Raw genomic sequence first — 19,852 nt, forward strand, 5'->3', positions numbered from 1 at the left:
CTTGCTCGCGAATGCGGTGGTTCAGTCACTGATGTGCTGAATGACACACTGCATTCGCGAGCAAGCCCGCTCCCACATTGGTTTTGCGTTGGCAGTTAGATCAGCGGCTCATCCGGCTTCTTGTTCTTCCAGCCGTCATTGCCCGGCAGCAGCAGATTCAACGCAATCGCTACCACCGCACACAGGGCGATGCCCTTCAGGCCAAAGTCATCCGGGCCGGTGCCGGTACCTACCAGCACACCGCCAATCCCGAACACCAGGGTCACCGACACAATCACCAGGTTGCGTGCTTCGCCGAGGTCGATCTTGTGGCGGATCAGGGTGTTCATCCCCACCGCGGCAATCGAGCCGAACAGCAGGCATAGAATCCCGCCCATTACCGGGACTGGAATGCTTTGCAGCAACGCGCCGAACTTGCCGATAAACGCCAGGCTGATGGCAAACACCGCCGCCCAGGTCATGATTTTCGGGTTGTAGTTCTTGGTCAGCATCACGGCGCCCGTCACTTCCGCGTAGGTCGTGTTGGGCGGGCCGCCGAACAGGCCGGCAGCGGTGGTGGCGATGCCATCACCCAATAGCGTGCGGTGCAGGCCGGGCTTCTTCAGGTAGTCGCGACCGGTCACGCTGCCCACGGCAATCACACCACCGATGTGTTCGATGGCCGGGGCCAGGGCTACCGGGACGATAAACAGGATCGCCTGCCAGTTGAATTCCGGCGCGGTGAAGTGGGGCAGGGCGAACCACGGTGCGGCAGCGATCTTCGCCGTGTCCACTACACCGAAGTAGAACGACATGGCGAAACCCACCAGCACGCCGGAGATGATCGGCACCAGGCGGAAAATGCCTTTGCCGAATACCGCCACGATCAACGTGGTCAGCAGCGCCGGCATCGAGATCAGCATGGCGGTTTGGTAATGGATCAACTCGCTACCGTCACCCGCCTTGCCCATCGCCATGTTGGCGGCAATCGGCGCCATGGCCAGGCCGATGGAGATAATCACCGGCCCGATCACCACCGGCGGCAGCAGCCGGTCGATGAAACCGGTGCCCTTGATCTTCACCGCCAGCCCCAGGAAGGTGTAAACGAAACCTGCCGCCATCACGCCGCCCATGGTCGCCGCGAGGCCGAATTGGCCCTTGGCGAGAATGATCGGGGTGATAAACGCAAAGCTCGACGCCAGGAACACCGGCACTTGGCGCCCGGTGACCACCTGGAACAACAAAGTGCCCAAGCCTGCGGTAAACAGGGCGACGTTTGGATCGAGACCGGTGATCAGCGGCATCAACACCAGCGCGCCAAATGCTACGAAGAGCATCTGTGCGCCAGACAGAATCTGGCGCCAAAGCGGGTCGTTGAATTCATCCTGCATGGTCACGCGTCCTTCTGCTTGGTACCGAAGATCTTGTCGCCGGCATCGCCCAGGCCCGGGATGATGTAGCCGTGTTCGTTCAGGCGTTCATCGATGGACGCGGTGTAGATCAACACGTCCGGGTGGGCTTTCTCGACGGCGGCGATACCTTCGGGAGCGGCTACCAGCACCATGGCGCGGATGTCCTTGCAGCCGGCTTTTTTCAGCAGGTCGATGGTGGCAACCATGGAGCTGCCGGTGGCGAGCATCGGGTCGATGATCATCGCCAGGCGCTCGTCGATTTCCGGTACCAGTTTTTCCAGGTAGGTGTGGGCCTGCAATGTTTCTTCATTGCGGGCCACGCCCACGGCGCTGACCTTGGCGCCCGGGATCAGGCTGAGCACGCCTTCAAGCATGCCGATACCGGCGCGCAGGATCGGCACCACGGTAATCTTCTTGCCGGCGATTTTCTCGACCTGGACGGGACCACACCAACCGGCGATCTCGTAGTTTTCCAGGGGCAGGTCTTTGGTCGCCTCGTAGGTGAGCAGCGCTCCAACTTCCTGAGCAAGCTCACGGAAGTTCTTCGTGCTAATGTCGGCGCGGCGCATAAGGCCGAGTTTATGTCGGATCAGCGGGTGGCGGATCTCACGGATGGGCATGGGGAAAGGCTCCGGCGGCGGGCAAAAAAACCGGCCTAGATTAATCTATCCGAGGGTGTTGTCCTATAGACATCTAGTACGTTAGTCCATTAAGGCTTGAACGTTGCGCCTCACATGCGTACCTTTGCCCGCTTTTCTTGCCACAGCACCCCCTTGGAGAGCGCCATGTCCGCTGATCTCGAGCATATCCGTCAAATCATGCGCGAGGCTGACTGCCTGTACACCGAAGCGCAAGTCGAAGAGGCCATCGCCAAGGTCGGCGCGCACATCTCCCGCGAAATGGCCGACACCAACCCGGTGGTCTTTTGCGTGATGAACGGTGGCCTGATTTTCGCCGGTAAATTGCTCACCCATCTGCAATTCCCGCTGGAAGCGTCCTACCTGCACGCCACCCGCTATCGCAACGAAACCAGCGGCGGCGACCTGTTTTGGAAAGCCAAGCCGGAAGTCTCGTTCATCGACCGCGATGTGCTGATCATCGACGACATCCTCGACGAAGGGCACACCCTGGGCGCGATCATCGACTTCTGCAAACACGCCGGCGCGCGCAAGGTGCACACCGCCGTGCTGATCGACAAGGACCATGACCGCAAGGCCCGTCCGGACCTGAAAGCCGATTACGTGGGCCTGCCGTGCATCGACCGCTACATTTTCGGTTACGGTATGGACTACAAAGGCTACTGGCGTAATGCCAATGGGATCTACGCCGTTAAGGGGATGTAATCAATGGCCAGTTTTCTTGATCAAACGCTGTTTGCGGAGTTGGCCGAGAAAGCGGCTGACAGTCCTCGTGGCCGGCATCACCACAACTTTCATCAGATGGAAGAGCCATGCCATCGCATGGTCGTCGCGATGCAGCCCAATACCTATGTGCCGCCTCATCGTCATTTGAGTGCCGATAAGGCGGAAACCTTGCTGGTGCTGAAGGGTCGTCTCGGCTTGTTGATTTTCAGCGAGACCGGCGAGGTGCTGGCCAAGCGCGTGATGCAGGCGGGCGGTGAGTGCCAGGGCGTCGATTTGCCGCCCGGTGTGTTTCACGGCCTGGTGGTGCTGGAGCCCGATACCTTGATGTTCGAGTGCAAAGCCGGACCGTATCGACCAGTGGGCGAGGGTGAGCTGGCGAGTTGGGCTCCCCGTGAAGGCGATGCTGAAGTAGCCGAGTATCAGCGCTGGATGCTTGCCCAGTTCGATTGAGCTAAAGTGCTGGGTCATCTTCCACGGAGCGGCCCATGCGCTTTTTGATCCGCAGTTGCGCCGCCCTGGCGCTGACTTTCAGTTTGCCCCTGGCGGCCGCTCCGGCGCCGCTGCATAGCCAATTCCTGCCGCCCGACGACCTGACCCTGCGCGCCGAAGCTCCGGACCAACAGCAATTGCTGCAGGTCACCGAGTATTCGGTGGTGGTGGGTAACCAGCGCCAATCCACCCAGCAGCCGATCCCGGTGACCTCACCGTTGATGATCCGCCTCAAGGGCAAGTCCCTGAACAAGGGCGCGACCATCGCCCAGGTGATCCTCAACTTTGATGCCGAAAGCAAAAGCCTGAAAAAGCCGGTGTTCGACGATAAAAGCAAAACCCTGACCTTGTCGTACCCGATGACCCAGTACCGGGTCATCGTCGATTTGCTGCGCAACGACACGGTGTATGTGCAGTTCCTCAGTTACGCCAACGGCCATATCTGGGCCGACTTGCACACCGGCGCCGTTCGTTCCAAGTAACACGTGGGCCCCCGTAGCAGCTGTCGAGCGCCAGCGAGGCTGCGTCAGGCGCGACACGGTCCAAGCCTGTCAGCGCGGCCCACGCAGCCTCGCTGGCGCTCGACAGCTGCTACGGGGGGCAGGCGTGTAACGGCGCTTTCGAAGAAAGGGCCTCGCAGGTAGACTTCAAACCCCGTGTAAATGTCTGCAGGCTGGAGTCGGTAATGCGTAAAGATAAGAAACAGCTGATTGGTGATGAAATCGGCGACGAGCAAATCAAGCTGTTCCTGGATTTCGAGCCGGTAGACGCCACTTCGCCGTCCCTGCACAAACTGATCAAGGCCTACCGTGGCCTGCGTATCGACGACTTCGAGCGCTTCCTGGTGTTTTTCAAGGAGGCCGGCCTGGACCTCGACGGCAAGGACGAGCATGGCCAGACCTTCGTTGAAATGATCAAGGACCAGCGCAACGCCGCCGAGTACATCGAGTTGATCGAACAAGCCCGCGGCTGATTGTTGCGGACGAAAAAAAACGCCCCATTCGGGGCGTTTTTTCATTCCCACGCTCTACGTGGGAATGCATCAACTGACGTCACGACACTCAAGCGTAGCTTTCGGTCTCGCTGCTCTGCTCAACCAGTTCCAGGCTGATGTTGTTCTGCGTGTTGATCTTGCGATACAGCTGCGCATCAGTCTCCAAGACCTTCTCCCGCGCCGGGAAGATCTCGTGCAGCTTGGCCGCCCATTCACCGGCCGCTTTGGTCGGGAAGCAGCGTTCGATCAGTTCCAGCATGATCGACACCGTCACCGAAGCGCCCGGGGAAGCGCCCAGCAGGGCAGCCAATGAACCGTCCTTGGCCGCAACCAGTTCGGTACCGAATTGCAGCACGCCGCCTTTCTTCGGGTCTTTCTTGATGATCTGCACCCGTTGGCCGGCCACTTCCAGGCGCCAGTCTTCGGCTTTTGCCTCAGGGTAGAAGCGACGCAGGGATTCCAGGCGCTGCTCCATGGACTGGCGCACTTCGCTGACCAGGTACTTGGTCAGGTCCATGTTGTCCCGTGCCACGGCCAGCATCGGGCCGATGTTGCCGGCACGAATCGACATCGGCAGGTCAAGGAATGAACCGTGTTTGAGGAACTTGGTGGTGAAGCCGGCGTATGGCCCGAACAGCAGGGATTTCTTGCCATCCACCACGCGGGTGTCGAGGTGCGGCACCGACATCGGTGGCGAACCCACGGCCGCCTGGCTGTAGACCTTGGCCTGGTGGTGCTTGACCACCTCCGGGTTGTCGCAACGCAGCCACTGGCCGCTGACCGGGAAGCCGCCGAAACCTTTGCTTTCTTCGATACCCGAAGCCTGCAGCAGCGGCAGGGCCGCGCCACCGGCGCCGAGGAACACGAACTTGGCGTCGACATCACGGGAGTTGCCGCTGTTGACGTCCTTGATGCTCACGGTCCAGCCGGCGCCGTTGCGCTTGAGGCCGGTGACGCGCTTGCTGTACTTGACCTGGGCATCCGGTGCGCTGGTCAGGTGCGAGAGCAACTGGTTGGTCAGGGCGCCGAAGTTGACGTCGGTGCCGTTCATCACGCGGGTGGCAGCGATTTTTTCGTCCAGCGGGCGACCGGGCATCATCAGCGGCATCCACTCGGCCATCTCGCTGCGGTCTTCGGTGTAATGCATGTCCGAGAACGCGTGGTGCTGGCTGAGGGTTTCAAAACGCTTTTTGAGGAACGACACGCCTTTCTCGCCCTGCACGAAGCTCAGGTGCGGCACGGGGCTGATAAAGGACTTGGACGAGCCGAAGGTGCCTTTCTTGGTCAAGTAAGCCCAGAATTGCTTCGACACCTCGAATTGGGTGTTGATGTGCACGGCTTTCTTGATGTCGATGGAGCCGTCAGCGGCCTGCGGTGTGTAGTTCAGCTCACACAGCCCGGCGTGGCCGGTACCGGCGTTGTTCCACGGGTTGGAACTTTCCGCGGCACCCGAATCCATCAGCTCAACGACTTCCAGCTTGAGGCTGGGGTCGAGCTCTTTGAGCAGTACGGCGAGGGTGGCACTCATGATGCCCGCACCTACCAGTACTACGTCGACTGCTTCGTTATGCGCCATTTAACGCGTCTCCAAAATCTGCAGCACCAAATTGACGGCATGGCTGCCAGGAGTGACGGGGCGGTTCACGTGATGCCCCAGGTTACCCATGGCCAGGATCGCCATGTCCGATTCTTCGCAATTTATCGCAAGCGGACGCTGCCGACCGGGCCTGATCTGCGTATGAACGCATTTAAGGGCACCTGTGGCAATTCGACTTATGGTCAAGCTCGTCCGATCGTGCAACCAAATCCGTAGCGGACAGGCTTCAAGCTCCGGTTCTTGAGGAGTACTCGGTCCTGTGTGGTGGGGCTGTTCCAGACGCTGATGGTGCTTGTACAAACGCAAAACTATTCATTTGCTCGCCACACTCTTGTGAAGTTGTGAAAACCCGTTTTTTTCACGCTCTTTTGAAGACGTGAACCTCAAAAAAGGGCTGCCCCAGCCTGGCACCTGGCCCGAAATCACTGCCGGCAAGCGGCAAAACGGGCAAACAACTCAAGTGGCCGAGCGCATGGCAGCTCTGGCAGATTCGGGTAAAGACGATGGTTTGCAAAGAAAACAGCAAGCTCGCCAGCTTCACTCGATCTGTGTGGGCGGCTCTCTGTGGGCGGTGCGGGGAGCTAATACAGGAGCATTAGCGATGCTGCGAGGCCCGATCAGGAGACGTCCTTATAATCGGGGGGAGATTGTAGCGAAGAAATGCGCGCAAATGGGCGTGTTTAATGACTTTTATTAGCAGTCTGGTCAGGAGACCAACACATGCCGTTGCTGTGGCTGCGAAACCCGCGGGTTGATCCGGGCGCTGGCCGGCAGCGGGCGGTGCATCCAGCTCAGGCGAGTCTCTTCGACTTCGACCCAACCTTCACCGACGGGCGGCAGGCTGCACTGCTTGAAGGCCTGGCAGCAGCCTTGGGCATCGAGCAGGGCAAAGTGACGATGGCTGGTATGGGAAAAGAACAGTGATTTGAGAAGGCGCATGGCTGTGTACCTGGTTCGTTACATGCTGCAAAGGTTGGCAGTCTGGCATGACAGTGGGGTGACGGTTCTGTGTGAAAATTGTAATTTCGCCGACAGTTCAGGCTCCGTTCAGGATTTCTGGTGAGTGGCGAGCGCTCACCGTTATACTGGCGCCCTGTTTGCATCTAGTCCTGGAGAAATGAGTATGTTGCAACGCCTGTTGTTCGGTTTGATCACTGTGACCAGTTTGACCCTGGTTGGCTGCGCCCACAGCCCGCAACAACTCAGCCCGCAACCGAAAATCACCACCCAACTGGCGCCTGTGGGCCATGGCCAGCCGGTGTCGGTGCGTGTGGTTGATGGGCGCCCGTCGCCGACCCTGGGCACTCGTGGCGGCCTGTACCCGGAAACCAGTGCTATCACGGTGACCGGTGCCGACGTGCTGCCCAAGCTGCAAGCCCAGGCCGAAGCGGCTGTGCGCCTGCTGGGCTTCACCCCGTCCAACTCGCCCGGTGCTCCACAACTGACCATCACCCTGGCCGAGCTGAAGTATCAGTCGCCCAAGGAAGGCCTGTACGTAACTGAAGCCACCATCGGCGCGACCTTCAAGTCCGACGTGACTGCCGGCACCCGTCGCTACAGCGGCCGCTACGGCGCATCCCTGGACCAGCGCTTCGGTATGGCGCCGAACCAGGAGACCAACACCAAGCTGGTCAGCGACGTGTTGAGCGACGCCCTGACGCGTCTGTTCAAGGACCCGAGCATCGGTTCGCTGCTCAGCTCGCAATAACCGTGCATAAAAAAACCGGGCTCAGCGATGAGCCCGGTTTTTTTACGCCTGCAGTTTTCATGCAGCCGTTTCGACATAAAAGTCCAGCACACTCACTCCAGTCAGCAAATCCAGCTCCGGCAGGTCGGCGTGCTGGTGCCCGCCGAGGGCGCAGTAAACCAGCCAGTGGCGGTCCTGCACATTGAACGCGAGGCCGCCCACCAGCGCCTCTTGCTCATCACTTGGGGCAATCAGATACAGCCGATCCTGGTTCTGCGCGTGCAACATGACAAGCTCCCGGGCGTTCGAAGGGCAACAGAGTGGCTTGTTAAGGTGACGTTCAGGTGACGCTGTAAATTACTGGATACATTAGCCGTCAATGGGGAAGGAGTAATGACGCGCAGGCGGCGCATATCATTCAGGTTTGTATCTGGATTGATACCAAGACACTGATACATCGAGGTTTGCGATGTCGCTGACCGCACTACTGCTCAATTCCCTTGCCCTGTTGCTGGCCTGCCCGGCGGCCTGGTTGTTGTTTGTCACACGCCTGCGCGAACAGCGCGCGATGGCCAGGCTTGCCGCGCAAAGCGAACTGCGGGCCATTGATCAACCGATGCTGTTTCTTGATGTGCTGACGCAGCGTACCCATCGCCTGTTCTACCGGCTGGGTTTTGTCTGGCTCGGGCTGGCGTTGCTGGTGTCCTTGTTCAGTACCCGATTGTAAGAACACCCTGAAAACAAATGTGGGAGCGGGCTTGCTCGCGAATGCGGTGTATCAGTCACCAGATGTATTGACTGACACTCTGCATTCGCGAGCAAGCCCGCTCCCACATTAGGTTTGCGCGGTTGCTGGTACCGGGTTACAGGGCAATCCCGGCCTTGACCCGATACTGATTCCTCACCGGCGTCGCGTATTGCAGCACCAGATATGGCCGATGCTCGGCCGGGCACGCATTCAAGCGCCGCTCCCACTCGGCTTTCGCCTTGGCCAACTCATCCGCAGGGAACACCTCGGCTGCGGTCGGCACCTGCAATTGCGGGTCGGCATCGCTCCATTGGGCGTACGCCAGGTAATGCACCGGGAACAACCGATAACCGCCCAGAATCTGCCGGTCCATCTCGATTGCCAGCAGTTTGGTGTCTTCGAACGCCTCGGTGATCGGCGGCGCGAAGTTGACGTGCACCCGGCCCTTGTAACCGGTGATGCCCAGGGCAATGCTCACGTCATCCTCCCCCGGCGCCTTGCTGTAGGTGCCAGTAGTGGCGCGGATGTACAGCTCGCGGGCCTTGGCTGCGTCACACGGGTCGTATTCGTAGCTGATGGACACAGGCGTCAGGTTGAGTGACTGAATGACTTCGGCGAACGGCTCGTCCTTGCGGCTCATGTGGAACATCTTGAGGATCGCCGACTCGGTGCGATCATCCCCATCCTTGGCGCGGCCTTCGGCCTGGGCGATCCAGATCGACTGGCAGTCATTGCGAATCGAATGGTTGATGTACGCCGACAGCAGCTGATAAGCCGCCATCTTCTCTTTGCGCCCGGTGATCGAGCGGTGCACGATGAAACTCTTGTTCAGGCGCATCAGGTCGCTGACAAACGGCTTTTGCAGCAGGTTGTCACCGATGGCGATGCGTGGCGTGGGCAGGCCGGCGTGGTACACAGCGTAGTTGACGAAGGCCGGGTCCATCACGATGTCGCGGTGGTTGGCCAGGAACAGGTAGGCGCTGCCGGACTTGAACTGCTCGACGCCGGTATAAGTCACCCCGTCGGTCGCGCGCTCGATGGTGTGGTCGACGTAAAACTCGACTTTGTCCTGTAGCGTGGCCACGGTGGTGACGCCGGCAAACTCACGGCGCAGTTTATGGGCGATCATCGGCTTGAGCAGCCAGCCGAAGGCGCCAGCAAAGCGCGGAAAGCGAAAGTGGGTCAGGATGTCCAGAAAGGCCTTGTCACTGAACAGTCGGGCCAGCACTGCCGGGACTTCGCTGTCGTTGTAAGGTCGGATGGTATCGAATTCGCCCATCATGCTCTCTTGTTAGAAACGGCTAGGGTAAGTAAAGGTTTGGAACAATAAATATCAGGGCGTGGTCCGGGCAATTGACCGGGACGAAAAATAGCCCTGTAAATAGACCGGCGATTATACGCACAAGTCACCTTGGAGACCGCGATGGAAGAGGAGTCGTACGAATGTCCTTATTGTGGCGAGGTAGTCACGGCGTTACTGGATCTGTCGGCAGGCGATCAGGAATATATAGAAGATTGCCCGGTGTGCTGCCGGCCCATCGTTTTCGAATTGCAGGTTCACGGCGACGAATGGATGCTCAACGTGCGCAGCGAGAACGAATAAAGGTACGCCCATGCAGCGAATCTACGAACCGGAAAACCTGATGGAAGGCGAGCTGCTGCAAGGCATGCTCGAAAGCGAGGGCATCACCGCGCACCTGGTGGGGCGCGATTTGCTCGGTGGCACCGGCGAATTACCGATCTATGGCCTGCTGGCCCTGGCAGTGGAGAATGAACAGGCGGCCTACGCCCGTGAGCTGATCACTGCCTACAACGGCGCGCAACCGGTGCCCGGTGATGAACCCGACAGCTTTCCCGACGTGTTGGTCTGTTAGGCTGTCGGCCAGTTTCTCCAAGAGTCGTGTTGCCCCATGTGTGGACGTTATGCCCTGTTTCGCTGGAACCCTGCGTTTGCTGCCTTGCCGGGCTTTCCGGCCGACCAGCAGGCCCAGTGGAACATCTCCCCCAATGATTCGGTGCTGATCCAGCGCCTCAGCGACGGCCAGCACACCCTGGCTCGGGCGCGCTGGGGCCTGACGCCGCCCTGGCTGACCGATCTCTCGCGCACGCCTGCCCATGCCCGCGCGGAAACCCTGGCAGAGCAACCGATGTTTCGCGAAGCCTTTCGCCAGCGCCGCTGCCTGTTGCCGGCCAATGGCTTCTACGAATGGCGCGGCACCCAGCGCAAGCGCCCGTACTGGCTGACGCCGGGGGAGGGCAGCACGCTGTTCTTTGCGGCGATCTGGGAAGCGTATCCGGTGCAGGAGCAGGTGTGGCTGAGTACCGCGGTGGTGACCCAGGCTGCGCAGAGTCAGCGCCGGCCGCTCATTCTGGATGCGGCGGGGCAGGCAGCCTGGTTGAACCCCGAGACGCCGTTGCACACCTTGCAGGCTTTGTTGGCCAGTGAACCCACTGCGTTGCGCGAGCGGGTACTGGCCAACATGGTCAACGATCCGAAGCTGAATGGACCGGAGTGCCTGACTCCGGGTTGAGTCATAGGTTGAATTAGCTGGCCTCTTCGCGAGCAAGCCCGCTCCCACATTTGATTGCATTCCAACTGAAGGAATGCGGTCGAATGTGGGAGCGGGCTTGCTCGCGAAGGCGCCCGAAAGGGCGCCGCTTGACTTAAACCTTGAACTGATTGATCAACCGCCGCTGCTGCTCCGCCAGCTTGGTCAGGTCCGCACTGGCTGCACTCGATTCATCCGCCCCACCCGCCACTTCATTGGCCACCTGCCCGATATTGATCACATTACGGTTAATGTCTTCGGCCACCGCGCTCTGTTCCTCGGCGGCGCTGGCGATCTGGGTGTTCATGTCGTTGATCACCGACACCGCCTGGGTAATGGTCTCCAGCGCCTGAGCCGCCTTGGCCGCGTGTTGCACGCTTTCATCGGTACGGTTCTGGCTGTCTTCCATCACCCGCACCACGTCGCGGGTGCCTTGTTGCAGTTGCTGGATCATGGTCTGAATTTCTTCGGTAGCCTTCTGGGTCTTCTGCGCCAGGTTGCGCACCTCGTCGGCCACCACCGCAAACCCGCGACCTTGCTCACCGGCCCGTGCTGCTTCGATTGCCGCGTTGAGCGCCAGCAGGTTGGTCTGCTCGGCAATCCCGCGAATCGCCGTAAGGATGGCGTTGATGTTTTCGCTGTCCTTGGCCAATGCCTGCACCACACCGACAGCCTTGCCGATTTCCTCGGCGAGGGCGCCGATGGAGGTGGAGGTGTCGCGCACAATCTGCATGCCCTGGCTCGCCGCCTGGTCTGCGTGGCTGGCGGCTTGTGCGGCCTGGGTGGCGTTGCGGGCCACGTCCTGGGCCGTCGCGGTCATCTCGTGTACGGCGGTGGCCACCTGGTCGATCTCGACCATTTGCTTGTGCACGCCCTGGTTGGTGCGAATCGCGATGTCGGCAGTGTGCTCCGACGAGTCGCTGACCTTCTGCACCGAGCTCACCACTTGGGTAATCATTCCCTGCAACTTGGCCAGGAATGTATTGAAGCCGCTGGCAATCGCCCCCAGTTCGTCGGCGCGATCACTGGTCAGGCGCCGGGTCAGGTCGCCTTCGCCCTGGGCGATGTCATTGAGCATCGCCACCATTTGCTTGAGCGGCCGGGCAATGCCGTGGCCCACCAGCCAGATCACCAGCAAGCCGATGCCGGCGATCAGCAGCCCGGCCATGGCCATGCCGAAAATATCGGTTTTGCGCTGGGCGTCGAGGTCATGTTGCATGGCCTGCAAGTCGGCCATCACCGCGCTCAGAGGCAGTTGCAGCATCAAAGTCCAGCGGGCATCGGTCTGGCCGATGTTGAACGGCAGGAACAACTCGATATGCCCGTGTTGCTTGTCGACGTCGTAACGCACTTCGCCGATTTTCAGCTGGCTCAGGTTCGCCAGTTCATTGCTGTCGAGCACGTCGCTGGCTTTTTCGCCGAGTTTGCTGGCGTCCTGGGTGTAGGCCACCAGACGACCGTTGCTGGAAATCAGCGCCAGTTCACCGGCACCGTTGTACAAATTCTGATCAGCCTTGGTGAGCATGTCCTGGATGAAGTTCACCGACAGGTCGGCGCCGACGATGCCCTGAAAGGTGCCGTCGATCATGATCGGTTCGATAAACGAGGCGAGCATCACCATCGCGTTGCCCACTTTATAAGGGGCCGGGTCGATGGCGCAGGGCTTTTTGCTTTCCTTGGAGCACAGGTAGTACTCACTGGCGCGCACGCCGGTGGAGAGGATTTTCTGATCGGCCACGTCGGCGAGTTTATCCAGGCCCAGGCTGCCGTCCTCATTGCGGAACCACCAGGGCAGGAAGCGACCGTTGGTTTCGATGCCGACCACCGGGCTGTTCACGTAGGCGGCGTCGTTGTGGTCGATGGCGTTGGCTTCCCAGCCAATATAGGCGCCGAGGATCTTAGGGTTGCGCACCACGGTTTCGTGGATCAGGTTGATCAGTTGTTCGCGGGAGATGGCCAGTTGTGGGTTGCCGCTGGCGTCCTTCATGCCCATCAGGGCGTTGGTGGTGGCCAGGCCTTTGGCCGTCACCAATGGCGCTTCCAGTTCACGCTGGATCAGCGTCGCCTGGGTTCGCGCCAGCGCGGTCAGGCGCTGTTCGATAATCTGTTCGAATTGCCCTTGGGTGCGTTCCTGCACCATCTCCTGGGTGCGCGCGCCGGCGAACAAGGCGTACAGCACCAGCACCGCTACCACGCTCAGCACGATGGCCCCGGCCAGTGCCGCAACAGAAAATTGAATCGACTTGAACTTCATGACGGCTCCGAGCGCTGGGGAGATTGGCTGCTTGTTTATATCGGCCACGAGCGGGGGAGACATGAGGGGGATCCCCTCAAAATGACTGTGCCGGATCGGCGAATGTCGCAAATGGAATGGTCGCCAGTGTTTTGTGAATTTTTTGCGGCGGTGTGGGATATGTCTGAAATCAGGCAGCTACACGTCTGTTGTATCTGGCGTCGATACAATTGGCCGACTACGATACGCGCCATGTTTCCAGGGAGCAGGTTGATGAAAAAGACAGTAGCGGTATGTGCGTTGGGCGCGGCGGTTATGCTCGCCGGTTGTCAGTCAGTCAACACCACCAGCGGCGGCGCCGTGGGCGTCGAGCGCAAGCAGTACATGTTCAGCATGTTGTCGAGCCAGGAAGTCGACCAGATGTATGCGCAGTCGTACCAGCAGACCCTGGGTGAAGCCAGTGGCAAAGGGCTGGTGGACAAGACCAGTGCCAACGCCAAGCGCGTACAGGCCATTGCCAACCGCTTGATCGCCCAGGCGCCCACCTTCCGCCCGGATGCGGCGCAGTGGAAGTGGGAAGTGAACCTGATCAAAAGTGACGAGATGAACGCCAACTGCGGGCCTGGCGGCAAGATCTTTGTCTACAGCGCGTTGATCGACAATCTCAAACTGACCGACGACGAACTCGCCGCCGTGATGGGCCATGAAATTGCCCACGCCTTGCGTGAGCACGGCCGCGAAGCCATGTCCAAGGCCTACGGTATCGAAATGGCGAAGCAGGGGGCCGGTGCCTTGTTCGGCCTGGGTCAGGACAGCCTGGCGCTGGCCGATACCGTGGCCAACTACGGCATGACCTTGCCCAACAGCCGCAGCAACGAAAACGAAGCGGACCTGATTGGCCTGGAGTTGTCGGCGCGTGCCGGTTACAACCCGAACGCGGCGATTACGCTGTGGAACAAAATGGCCAAGGCCTCGGAAGGTTCGCCACCTGAGTTCATGAGCACTCACCCGGCCTCCGACAGCCGGATCGCCTCGTTGCAAGCGGCGATTCCGAAGGTGATGCCGTTGTATCAGCAGGCGAAAAAATCCTGATTTATAAGGCTGAAATGCAAATCTGAATATGGGGGCCCGGCTTGTGTGGGAGTCGGGCTTGCCCGCGATGCGGGCACCTCGGTGTGTCAGTTGCACCGAGGTGATGCTATCGCAGGCAAGCCAGCTCCCACAAAAGCCCAGCTCCCATATGGGGTTGCGTTTAGATCCAGCCACTGCTCTGCATGGCCTTGTACACCGCAACAATGGCCAGGATGAAAAACGCCGTAGCCGCCAGTCGACGAATCAGCGTCAGCGGCAATTTGTCCGCCGCGAAATTCCCCGCCAGCACCACCGGTACGTTGGCAATCAACATGCCTAGGGTCGTGCCGATAATCACCAGCCACAGTTCCGGGTATTGCGCCGCGAGCATCACGGTAGCGATCTGGGTCTTGTCGCCGATTTCCGCGAGGAAGAACGCGATCAGCGTGGTCAGGAATGGCCCGAACTTGCGGGATGTACTGGCTTCGTCATCGTCGAGCTTGTCGGGCACCAGAGTCCAGAGCGCGGTGGCACAGAAGCTCGCCGCGAGGATCCAGTGCAACACCGCATCTGAGAAGAAACTCCCGAACCAGGCCCCCACGGCACCGGCGGCCGCATGGTTGGCCAGGGTCGCGGCGACGATGCCGGCGATGATCGGCCAGGGTTTGCGAAAGCGTGCAGCGAGAATGAGCGCGAGCAGTTGCGTCTTGTCGCCAATTTCGGCCAAGGCAACGATTGCGGTAGGGACGAGCAGAGAATCCAGCATCAGGTAAGTTCCAGGGGCGGGTCGACACGGCTATGACACGTACAGCCTTCCCGCCCCGGGTAAGGTGTTCGTGTCATAGGTCTTGTCAAACCCCGGTCCGTCTGTGCGGACTCCTGGGTCGCATACGCCATGGCCTGTTGACCAAGTATGTTGACGTATGCCGGACGAGCGTGGCGCTCGTGGGAGACTACTCCCCTAGGACGGAGCGGATTCTGCCTAGGCAAAATCCATTCGGCAAGCCTTCTTTTGGAAAAAGATTTCAGCCGCGCTTGGCACGGTAAATGCGAAAACCCTGGCCTTCTGCCTTGATTGCGCACACCCCAAGATGCTCTTCGATCAGCGGCTGATACTTCAGGAAGCTATTCGCTACCAAGCGCAGTTCGCCGCCTTTTGCCAGATGTTTGGCTGCTTTTCTCAGCAAGTTCTCGGTGGCGAAATAATCGGTGTGCACCCCGACATGGAACGGCGGGTTGCTCAAAATCGCGTTCAGATTCATCGGTGCTGCGTCGATGCCATCACCGGTCAACACCTCGGCTTCCAGGCCGTTGGCCGCCAGGGTCAGACGACTGCTGGCGGCGGCGAAGGCATCCACGTCGAGCATCGTCACCGTGTTATGCGGGTATCGACGTTTGACCGCCGCTCCCAGCACGCCAGCCCCACAACCGAAATCCAGCAAGTGCCCGCTTGGCAACTTGTCCAGGTGCTCCAGCAGCAATGCGGTACCGCGATCCAGGCGACCATGGCTGAACACGCCCGGCAGGCTCACCACCTTGAGCGGCCCTTCAGCCAGCGGCACCTCGAACACCTGCGCCAGGCTTTCCAGCTCAACCGGCTCGGGGGCGTTGGCCACCGTGACCAGCCACAACTGGCAGTGCCGCGCATTGTCGAGCTTGCGCGGTTTGCCGAACGGGTTCAGTTGCTTGGCCGCACTTTCGATACCGCCTTTCTTTTCCCCGACCAGGTACAACTCTTTGCCGGGCAAACGCGCCGCCACGGCATTGAGCAGGTAATCGGTGAGGTCCTTGGACTTGGGCAGGAACACCACCGCCGTGTCGAACGAACGCTCGGGCACGTTCACGCCGAACTGGCTGCGCTCGGCAAAACGCGCGTCCAGTGCGGCCTGGTCGCCGGCATGCCAGCTCCAGCCGTGGCCATTGGGCAGGCGGCCCAGCAGGTCGTCGGCGGGCAAGCCCACCAGCAGCACGTCGCCTTGAAAAAGTTCGGCCTGGCGAAGCAGTACTTCACTGCGCGGATCCATGGTCTGCTCCTTGAAAAGGGGCGCAGTTTATCAACTGACGACGCGCAGCGGGGCGCCGCTGAAAAAGCCCTGAGTGTTTTCGATCAATTGGCCGACGATTCGCTGCCGGGCTTCGCGGCTGCCCCAGGCGTTGTGCGGGGTGACGATCAAGCGCGGGATGTCGCCGGCCAGCAGCGGATTGCCGTTGACCGGGGGTTCGACACTCAACACGTCGGTCGCCGCGCCGCCCAGATGACCGCTGCGCAGGGCATCGGCCAAGGCTTGTTCATTGATCAGGCCACCGCGGGCGGTGTTGACGATGAAGGCGCCAGGCTTGAGCAAGGCGAGTTCGCGGGCACCGATAAAGTCACGGGTGTGCTCGTTGAGCGGGCAGTGCAGGGTCAGCGCGTCGACCTGCGCCAGCAGTTCGTCCAGCGGCACGCGATCGGCACGAGCCGGACGGCCTGGAATGGCACCCAGGATCACGCGCATGCCGAAGGCTTCAGCCAGGCGCGCAACGGCGCCGCCCAACTCACCATGGCCCAGCAGGCCGAGGGTTTTGCCTTCCAGCTCGACGATCGGATGGTCCAGCAGGCAGAACTGCTTGGCTTGTTGCCAAAGCCCCGCCTGCACGTCCCGCTGATAGTCGTTCAGGCGCGTCACAAGATTGAGCAGCAGCATGATCGTATGCTGCGCCACCGACGGCGTGCCGTAACCCTGGCAATTGCTTACGGTAACGCCGTGGGCGCGGGCGGCGACCAGGTCGACGTTGTTGGTGCCGGTGGCGGTCACCAGGATCAGCTTCAGCTCGGGGCAGGCCGCCAGGGTCTCGGCATTCAGCGCGATCTTGTTGCTGATGGCCACCTGCGCGCTTTGCAGGCGTTCGATAATGTTTTCGGGTGTGGTCTGCTGGTGCAGGCTCAGCTCGCTGAAGAGTGCCCGCAACCCGCTGAGGTCCAGGTCCCCGAGGTCCAGGGAAGGGTGATCAAGGAAGACGGCGCGGCGATTGTTCATTATCAACTGTACCTTTTGCGACGAGGTTCGAAGGCGTAATCTGCCGAGCCTATCAGATGAAATAATCAGTTACTTCCTGGAGTGTGCATGTACCTCACCGAGTTCTTGACCGTGGCACTGATTCACCTGTTGGCGGTGGCCAGCCCTGGCCCGGACTTCGCCGTGGTGGTACGTGAAAGCGTGACCCATGGCCGGCGCGCCGGCACCTGGACGGCGTTGGGCGTCGGCTCGGCGATTTTCCTGCACGTGGGGTATTCACTGCTGGGCATCGGCTTGATCGTGTCCCAGTCCATCGTGCTGTTCAACGCATTGAAATGGGCGGCCGCGGCCTACCTGCTGTACATCGGCTTCAAGGCCCTGCGCGCTCAGCCGGCCAAGCCTGCCAGTGAAGAAGACCTGCACCTTGAAGAGGGCGAGCGCACCGCCCGTGGCGCGTTCACCTCGGGTTTTGTTACCAACGGCCTGAACCCCAAGGCCACGCTGTTCTTCCTGTCGCTGTTCACCGTGGTGATCAATCCCCACACACCGCTGGCGATCCAGGCCGGTTACGGGCTGTACCTGGCCGTGGCGACCGCGATCTGGTTTTGCCTGGTGGCCATGCTGTTCAGCCAGCAACGCGTACGTGCCGGTTTTGCACGCATGGGCCACTGGTTCGACCGCACCATGGGCGCGGTGCTGATTGCCATCGGCGTGAAGCTGGCGTTTACCAGCATGAAATAAGCCGGATGCTGGCGCAAAGCTAGCATTCATTGGGTTCTGCAAATCATTCCTTTGGGTGATTTGGCTGAAACATAAGCGCTCTACAGTGCAGATGTTTCAGCCAAGACCGTGCAGTCAGATAAGGGATTCGTATGTTGCAGACTCGTGTTATCCCGCCCGCCGAAGGCGCCTACCAATACCCGCTGTTGATCAAACGCCTGTTGATGTCCGGGACACGCTACGAGAAGACCCGGGAAATCGTCTACCGCGACCAGTTGCGTTATACCTATCCGACCCTGATCGAGCGCGTCGCCCGCCTGGCCAATGTGCTGACCGAGGCCGGGGTCAAGGCCGGTGACACCGTGGCCGTGATGGACTGGGACAGCCACCGCTACCTGGAATGCATGTTTGCCATTCCGATGATTGGCGCAGTCATCCACACCATCAACGTGCGCCTGTCGCCGGAACAGATTCTGTACACCATGAACCATGCCGAGGACCGCTTTGTGCTGGTCAACAGCGAGTTCGTGGGGCTCTACCAGGCCATCGCCGGCCACCTCACCACCGTCGACAAAACCCTGCTGCTCACCGACGGCGCGGATAAAACCGCCGAGTTGCCCAACCTCGTGGGTGAGTACGAAACGTTGTTGGCAGCAGCAAGCCCTCGCTACGACTTCCAGGATTTCGACGAAAACTCCGTCGCCACCACCTTCTACACCACCGGCACTACGGGCAATCCCAAAGGCGTGTATTTCACCCATCGCCAACTGGTGCTGCACACCATGGGCGTGGCGACCATCATGGGCAGCGTCGACAGCGTGCGCTTGCTGGGCACCAACGACGTCTACATGCCGATCACCCCGATGTTCCATGTGCACGCCTGGGGCTTGCCCTATGTGGCGACCATGCTCGGCCTGAAGCAGGTTTATCCCGGCCGCTACGACCCCGAATACCTGGTGGAGCTGTGGCGCAAAGAGAAGGTCACGTTCTCCCATTGCGTGCCGACCATCCTGCAAATGGTGCTCAACGCCAAGGCTGGCCAGGGCGTGGATTTCAGCGGCTGGAAAATCGTCATCGGCGGCAGCGCGCTCAATCGTTCGCTGTATGAAGCGTCCAAGGCCCGTGGAATTCAGCTGACGGCAGCGTATGGCATGTCCGAGACCGGGCCGCTGGTGTCCTGCGCCCACCTCAATGAAGAATTGATGGCCGGCACCGAAGACGAGCGCACCACCTATCGCATCAAGGCCGGCGTGCCCGGGCCTTTGGTGGAAGCGGCGATCATCGATGGCGACGGCAACTTCCTGCCCGCCGATGGCGAATCCCAAGGCGAATTGGTATTGCGCGCGCCGTGGCTCAGCGAAGGCTACTTCAACGAGCCGGAAAAGGGCGCGGAGCTCTGGGCCGGCGGCTGGATGCACACCGGCGATGTGGCCACCCTCGACGCGTTTGGCGTGATCGATATTCGCGACCGCATCAAGGATGTGATCAAGACCGGCGGCGAGTGGATCTCGTCCCTGGCGCTGGAAGACCTGGTCAGCCGTCACCCGGCGGTACGCGAAGTAGCGGTGGTGGGGATTGCCGACCCGCAGTGGGGCGAGCGCCCGTTTGCGTTGCTGGTGGTGCGTGATGGCCATGTGATAGGGGCCAAGGAGCTCAAGGAACATCTCAAGCCATTCGTGGAATTGGGCCACTTGAGCAAGTGGGCGATTCCAAGCCAGATCGCCGTTGTTACGGAAATTCCCAAGACCAGCGTCGGCAAGCTCGACAAAAAACGTATCCGTATCGACATCATCGAATGGCAAGCCAACAACAGTACCTTCCTCTCTACCCTCTGACACTGCTTGCCGTGCCCTCGCGGGCACGGCGGCGCTCTATTCCGAGCCTTCACTTGTGATTTGCCAATTTTCAGCCATCCTTCCGTCGCTGACCTTCGTCAGCATGGCGAAAAGGACTGTGGCAGACGGGTTGGTGATGCAAATCACACTTTAGAGGGATCAAGCGGTACCCCCTGCT

23 protein-coding genes, 1 pseudogene and 1 riboswitch are annotated in these 19,852 nt (G+C 60.3%); of the genes and pseudogenes, 13 read left to right on the forward strand and 11 right to left on the reverse strand.

What is annotated here, in order from left to right; genetic code table 11:
- Nucleotides 1-95: 95 nt before the first annotated feature.
- Complete coding sequence (locus tag ACUN0G_RS18200) at nucleotides 96-1,370, reverse strand: uracil-xanthine permease family protein (protein ID WP_003216147.1); 1,275 nt, start codon at nucleotides 1,368-1,370, stop codon at nucleotides 96-98.
- 2 nt (nucleotides 1,371-1,372) lie between these two features.
- Nucleotides 1,373-2,011: a uracil phosphoribosyltransferase gene (upp, locus tag ACUN0G_RS18205; protein WP_003216149.1), complete on the reverse strand. Its 639-nt coding sequence runs from the start codon at nucleotides 2,009-2,011 to the stop codon at nucleotides 1,373-1,375.
- 165 nt (nucleotides 2,012-2,176) lie between these two features.
- Here upp and ACUN0G_RS18210 point away from each other — a divergent pair, with 165 nt between their 5' ends.
- From ACUN0G_RS18210 to ACUN0G_RS18225, 4 genes are all read left to right on the forward strand, one after another.
- Nucleotides 2,177-2,734: a hypoxanthine-guanine phosphoribosyltransferase gene (locus ACUN0G_RS18210; RefSeq protein ID WP_003216150.1), complete on the forward strand. Its 558-nt coding sequence runs from the start codon at nucleotides 2,177-2,179 to the stop codon at nucleotides 2,732-2,734.
- A 3-nt stretch (nucleotides 2,735-2,737) separates the two neighbouring features.
- The gene (locus tag ACUN0G_RS18215) at nucleotides 2,738-3,205 is read left to right on the forward strand and encodes a WbuC family cupin fold metalloprotein (RefSeq protein WP_445573951.1); all 468 of its coding nucleotides are present in this window, start codon (nucleotides 2,738-2,740) and stop codon (nucleotides 3,203-3,205) included.
- Between the two features lie 35 nt (nucleotides 3,206-3,240).
- Nucleotides 3,241-3,726, forward strand: coding sequence for a hypothetical protein (locus tag ACUN0G_RS18220; protein ID WP_445573952.1), 486 nt, complete (start codon nucleotides 3,241-3,243; stop codon nucleotides 3,724-3,726).
- A gap of 203 nt (nucleotides 3,727-3,929) precedes the next feature.
- Nucleotides 3,930-4,217, forward strand: a complete 288-nt coding sequence (locus tag ACUN0G_RS18225) for a PA4642 family protein (RefSeq protein WP_258347950.1) — start codon at nucleotides 3,930-3,932, stop codon at nucleotides 4,215-4,217.
- An 88-nt stretch (nucleotides 4,218-4,305) separates the two neighbouring features.
- On the opposite strand, the gene mqo is transcribed toward ACUN0G_RS18225, so the two are convergent.
- Nucleotides 4,306-5,814 carry a malate dehydrogenase (quinone) gene (mqo, locus tag ACUN0G_RS18230; RefSeq protein ID WP_445573953.1) on the reverse strand — a complete coding sequence of 503 codons (1,509 nt, stop codon included), beginning with the start codon at nucleotides 5,812-5,814 and terminating at the stop codon, nucleotides 4,306-4,308.
- 397 nt (nucleotides 5,815-6,211) lie between these two features.
- Here mqo and ACUN0G_RS18235 point away from each other — a divergent pair, with 397 nt between their 5' ends.
- Nucleotides 6,212-6,532: a hypothetical protein gene (locus ACUN0G_RS18235; protein WP_143503552.1), complete on the forward strand. Its 321-nt coding sequence runs from the start codon at nucleotides 6,212-6,214 to the stop codon at nucleotides 6,530-6,532.
- An 8-nt stretch (nucleotides 6,533-6,540) separates the two neighbouring features.
- On the opposite strand, the gene ACUN0G_RS18240 is transcribed toward ACUN0G_RS18235, so the two are convergent.
- Nucleotides 6,541-6,774 (reverse strand): hypothetical protein, encoded by a 234-nt coding sequence (locus ACUN0G_RS18240; RefSeq protein ID WP_445573954.1) that lies wholly within the window; start codon nucleotides 6,772-6,774, stop codon nucleotides 6,541-6,543.
- Between the two features lie 184 nt (nucleotides 6,775-6,958).
- On the opposite strand from ACUN0G_RS18240, the gene ACUN0G_RS18245 reads away from it, so the two are divergent.
- Entirely contained in the window at nucleotides 6,959-7,543 is a 585-nt protein-coding gene (locus ACUN0G_RS18245; RefSeq protein WP_003216157.1) for a YajG family lipoprotein, read from the forward strand.
- A gap of 57 nt (nucleotides 7,544-7,600) precedes the next feature.
- Here the strand turns inward: ACUN0G_RS18245 and ACUN0G_RS18250 are convergent, their stop codons facing one another.
- The gene (locus ACUN0G_RS18250; RefSeq protein WP_008434269.1) at nucleotides 7,601-7,810 is read right to left on the reverse strand and encodes a hypothetical protein; all 210 of its coding nucleotides are present in this window, start codon (nucleotides 7,808-7,810) and stop codon (nucleotides 7,601-7,603) included.
- A 181-nt stretch (nucleotides 7,811-7,991) separates the two neighbouring features.
- On the opposite strand from ACUN0G_RS18250, the gene ACUN0G_RS18255 reads away from it, so the two are divergent.
- On the forward strand, nucleotides 7,992-8,249 hold the full coding sequence (locus ACUN0G_RS18255) for a hypothetical protein (protein ID WP_258347940.1): 258 nt from the start codon (nucleotides 7,992-7,994) through the stop codon (nucleotides 8,247-8,249).
- 136 nt (nucleotides 8,250-8,385) lie between these two features.
- Here the strand turns inward: ACUN0G_RS18255 and ACUN0G_RS18260 are convergent, their stop codons facing one another.
- Nucleotides 8,386-9,549 (reverse strand): 1-acyl-sn-glycerol-3-phosphate acyltransferase, encoded by a 1,164-nt coding sequence (locus ACUN0G_RS18260; RefSeq protein ID WP_029615884.1) that lies wholly within the window; start codon nucleotides 9,547-9,549, stop codon nucleotides 8,386-8,388.
- A gap of 144 nt (nucleotides 9,550-9,693) precedes the next feature.
- Here ACUN0G_RS18260 and ACUN0G_RS18265 point away from each other — a divergent pair, with 144 nt between their 5' ends.
- From ACUN0G_RS18265 to ACUN0G_RS18275, 3 genes are read left to right on the forward strand one after another with little or no spacing between them, the layout of a single operon-like run.
- Complete coding sequence (locus tag ACUN0G_RS18265) at nucleotides 9,694-9,873, forward strand: CPXCG motif-containing cysteine-rich protein (RefSeq protein WP_017477711.1); 180 nt, start codon at nucleotides 9,694-9,696, stop codon at nucleotides 9,871-9,873.
- Between the two features lie 10 nt (nucleotides 9,874-9,883).
- Complete coding sequence (locus ACUN0G_RS18270) at nucleotides 9,884-10,144, forward strand: DUF2007 domain-containing protein (RefSeq protein WP_258347936.1); 261 nt, start codon at nucleotides 9,884-9,886, stop codon at nucleotides 10,142-10,144.
- A 36-nt stretch (nucleotides 10,145-10,180) separates the two neighbouring features.
- Nucleotides 10,181-10,801: an SOS response-associated peptidase gene (locus tag ACUN0G_RS18275; protein ID WP_003216163.1), complete on the forward strand. Its 621-nt coding sequence runs from the start codon at nucleotides 10,181-10,183 to the stop codon at nucleotides 10,799-10,801.
- 133 nt (nucleotides 10,802-10,934) lie between these two features.
- Here ACUN0G_RS18275 and ACUN0G_RS18280 read toward each other — a convergent pair whose 3' ends face one another.
- Both ACUN0G_RS18280 and ACUN0G_RS18285 read right to left on the reverse strand, forming a co-directional pair.
- A complete protein-coding gene (locus tag ACUN0G_RS18280) occupies nucleotides 10,935-11,777 on the reverse strand; it encodes a methyl-accepting chemotaxis protein (RefSeq protein ID WP_404608822.1) in 843 nt (280 codons plus the stop codon).
- A 15-nt stretch (nucleotides 11,778-11,792) separates the two neighbouring features.
- Nucleotides 11,793-13,136: pseudogene (locus tag ACUN0G_RS18285) on the reverse strand (HAMP domain-containing protein); the annotation flags it as partial.
- 189 nt (nucleotides 13,137-13,325) lie between these two features.
- On the opposite strand from ACUN0G_RS18285, the gene ACUN0G_RS18290 reads away from it, so the two are divergent.
- Nucleotides 13,326-14,144: a M48 family metallopeptidase gene (locus ACUN0G_RS18290; RefSeq protein ID WP_258347932.1), complete on the forward strand. Its 819-nt coding sequence runs from the start codon at nucleotides 13,326-13,328 to the stop codon at nucleotides 14,142-14,144.
- Between the two features lie 160 nt (nucleotides 14,145-14,304).
- On the opposite strand, the gene ACUN0G_RS18295 is transcribed toward ACUN0G_RS18290, so the two are convergent.
- The 3 genes from ACUN0G_RS18295 to ACUN0G_RS18305 form a co-directional block, all read right to left on the reverse strand.
- Nucleotides 14,305-14,889, reverse strand: a complete 585-nt coding sequence (locus tag ACUN0G_RS18295) for a TMEM165/GDT1 family protein (protein ID WP_003216166.1) — start codon at nucleotides 14,887-14,889, stop codon at nucleotides 14,305-14,307.
- Nucleotides 14,890-14,976: 87 nt separating this feature from the next.
- Nucleotides 14,977-15,098, reverse strand: a riboswitch (yybP-ykoY riboswitch).
- A 50-nt stretch (nucleotides 15,099-15,148) separates the two neighbouring features.
- Nucleotides 15,149-16,147 (reverse strand): methyltransferase, encoded by a 999-nt coding sequence (locus tag ACUN0G_RS18300; protein ID WP_445573955.1) that lies wholly within the window; start codon nucleotides 16,145-16,147, stop codon nucleotides 15,149-15,151.
- Between the two features lie 30 nt (nucleotides 16,148-16,177).
- Nucleotides 16,178-17,143: a 2-hydroxyacid dehydrogenase gene (locus tag ACUN0G_RS18305; protein ID WP_445575565.1), complete on the reverse strand. Its 966-nt coding sequence runs from the start codon at nucleotides 17,141-17,143 to the stop codon at nucleotides 16,178-16,180.
- Between the two features lie 84 nt (nucleotides 17,144-17,227).
- On the opposite strand from ACUN0G_RS18305, the gene ACUN0G_RS18310 reads away from it, so the two are divergent.
- Nucleotides 17,228-17,860, forward strand: a complete 633-nt coding sequence (locus ACUN0G_RS18310; protein WP_445573956.1) for a LysE family translocator — start codon at nucleotides 17,228-17,230, stop codon at nucleotides 17,858-17,860.
- A gap of 131 nt (nucleotides 17,861-17,991) precedes the next feature.
- A complete protein-coding gene (locus tag ACUN0G_RS18315) occupies nucleotides 17,992-19,674 on the forward strand; it encodes a fatty acid--CoA ligase (protein WP_167662891.1) in 1,683 nt (560 codons plus the stop codon).
- Nucleotides 19,675-19,852 lie beyond the last annotated feature (178 nt).

The sequence above is a fragment of the Pseudomonas sp. 32A genome, from assembly GCF_052682255.1.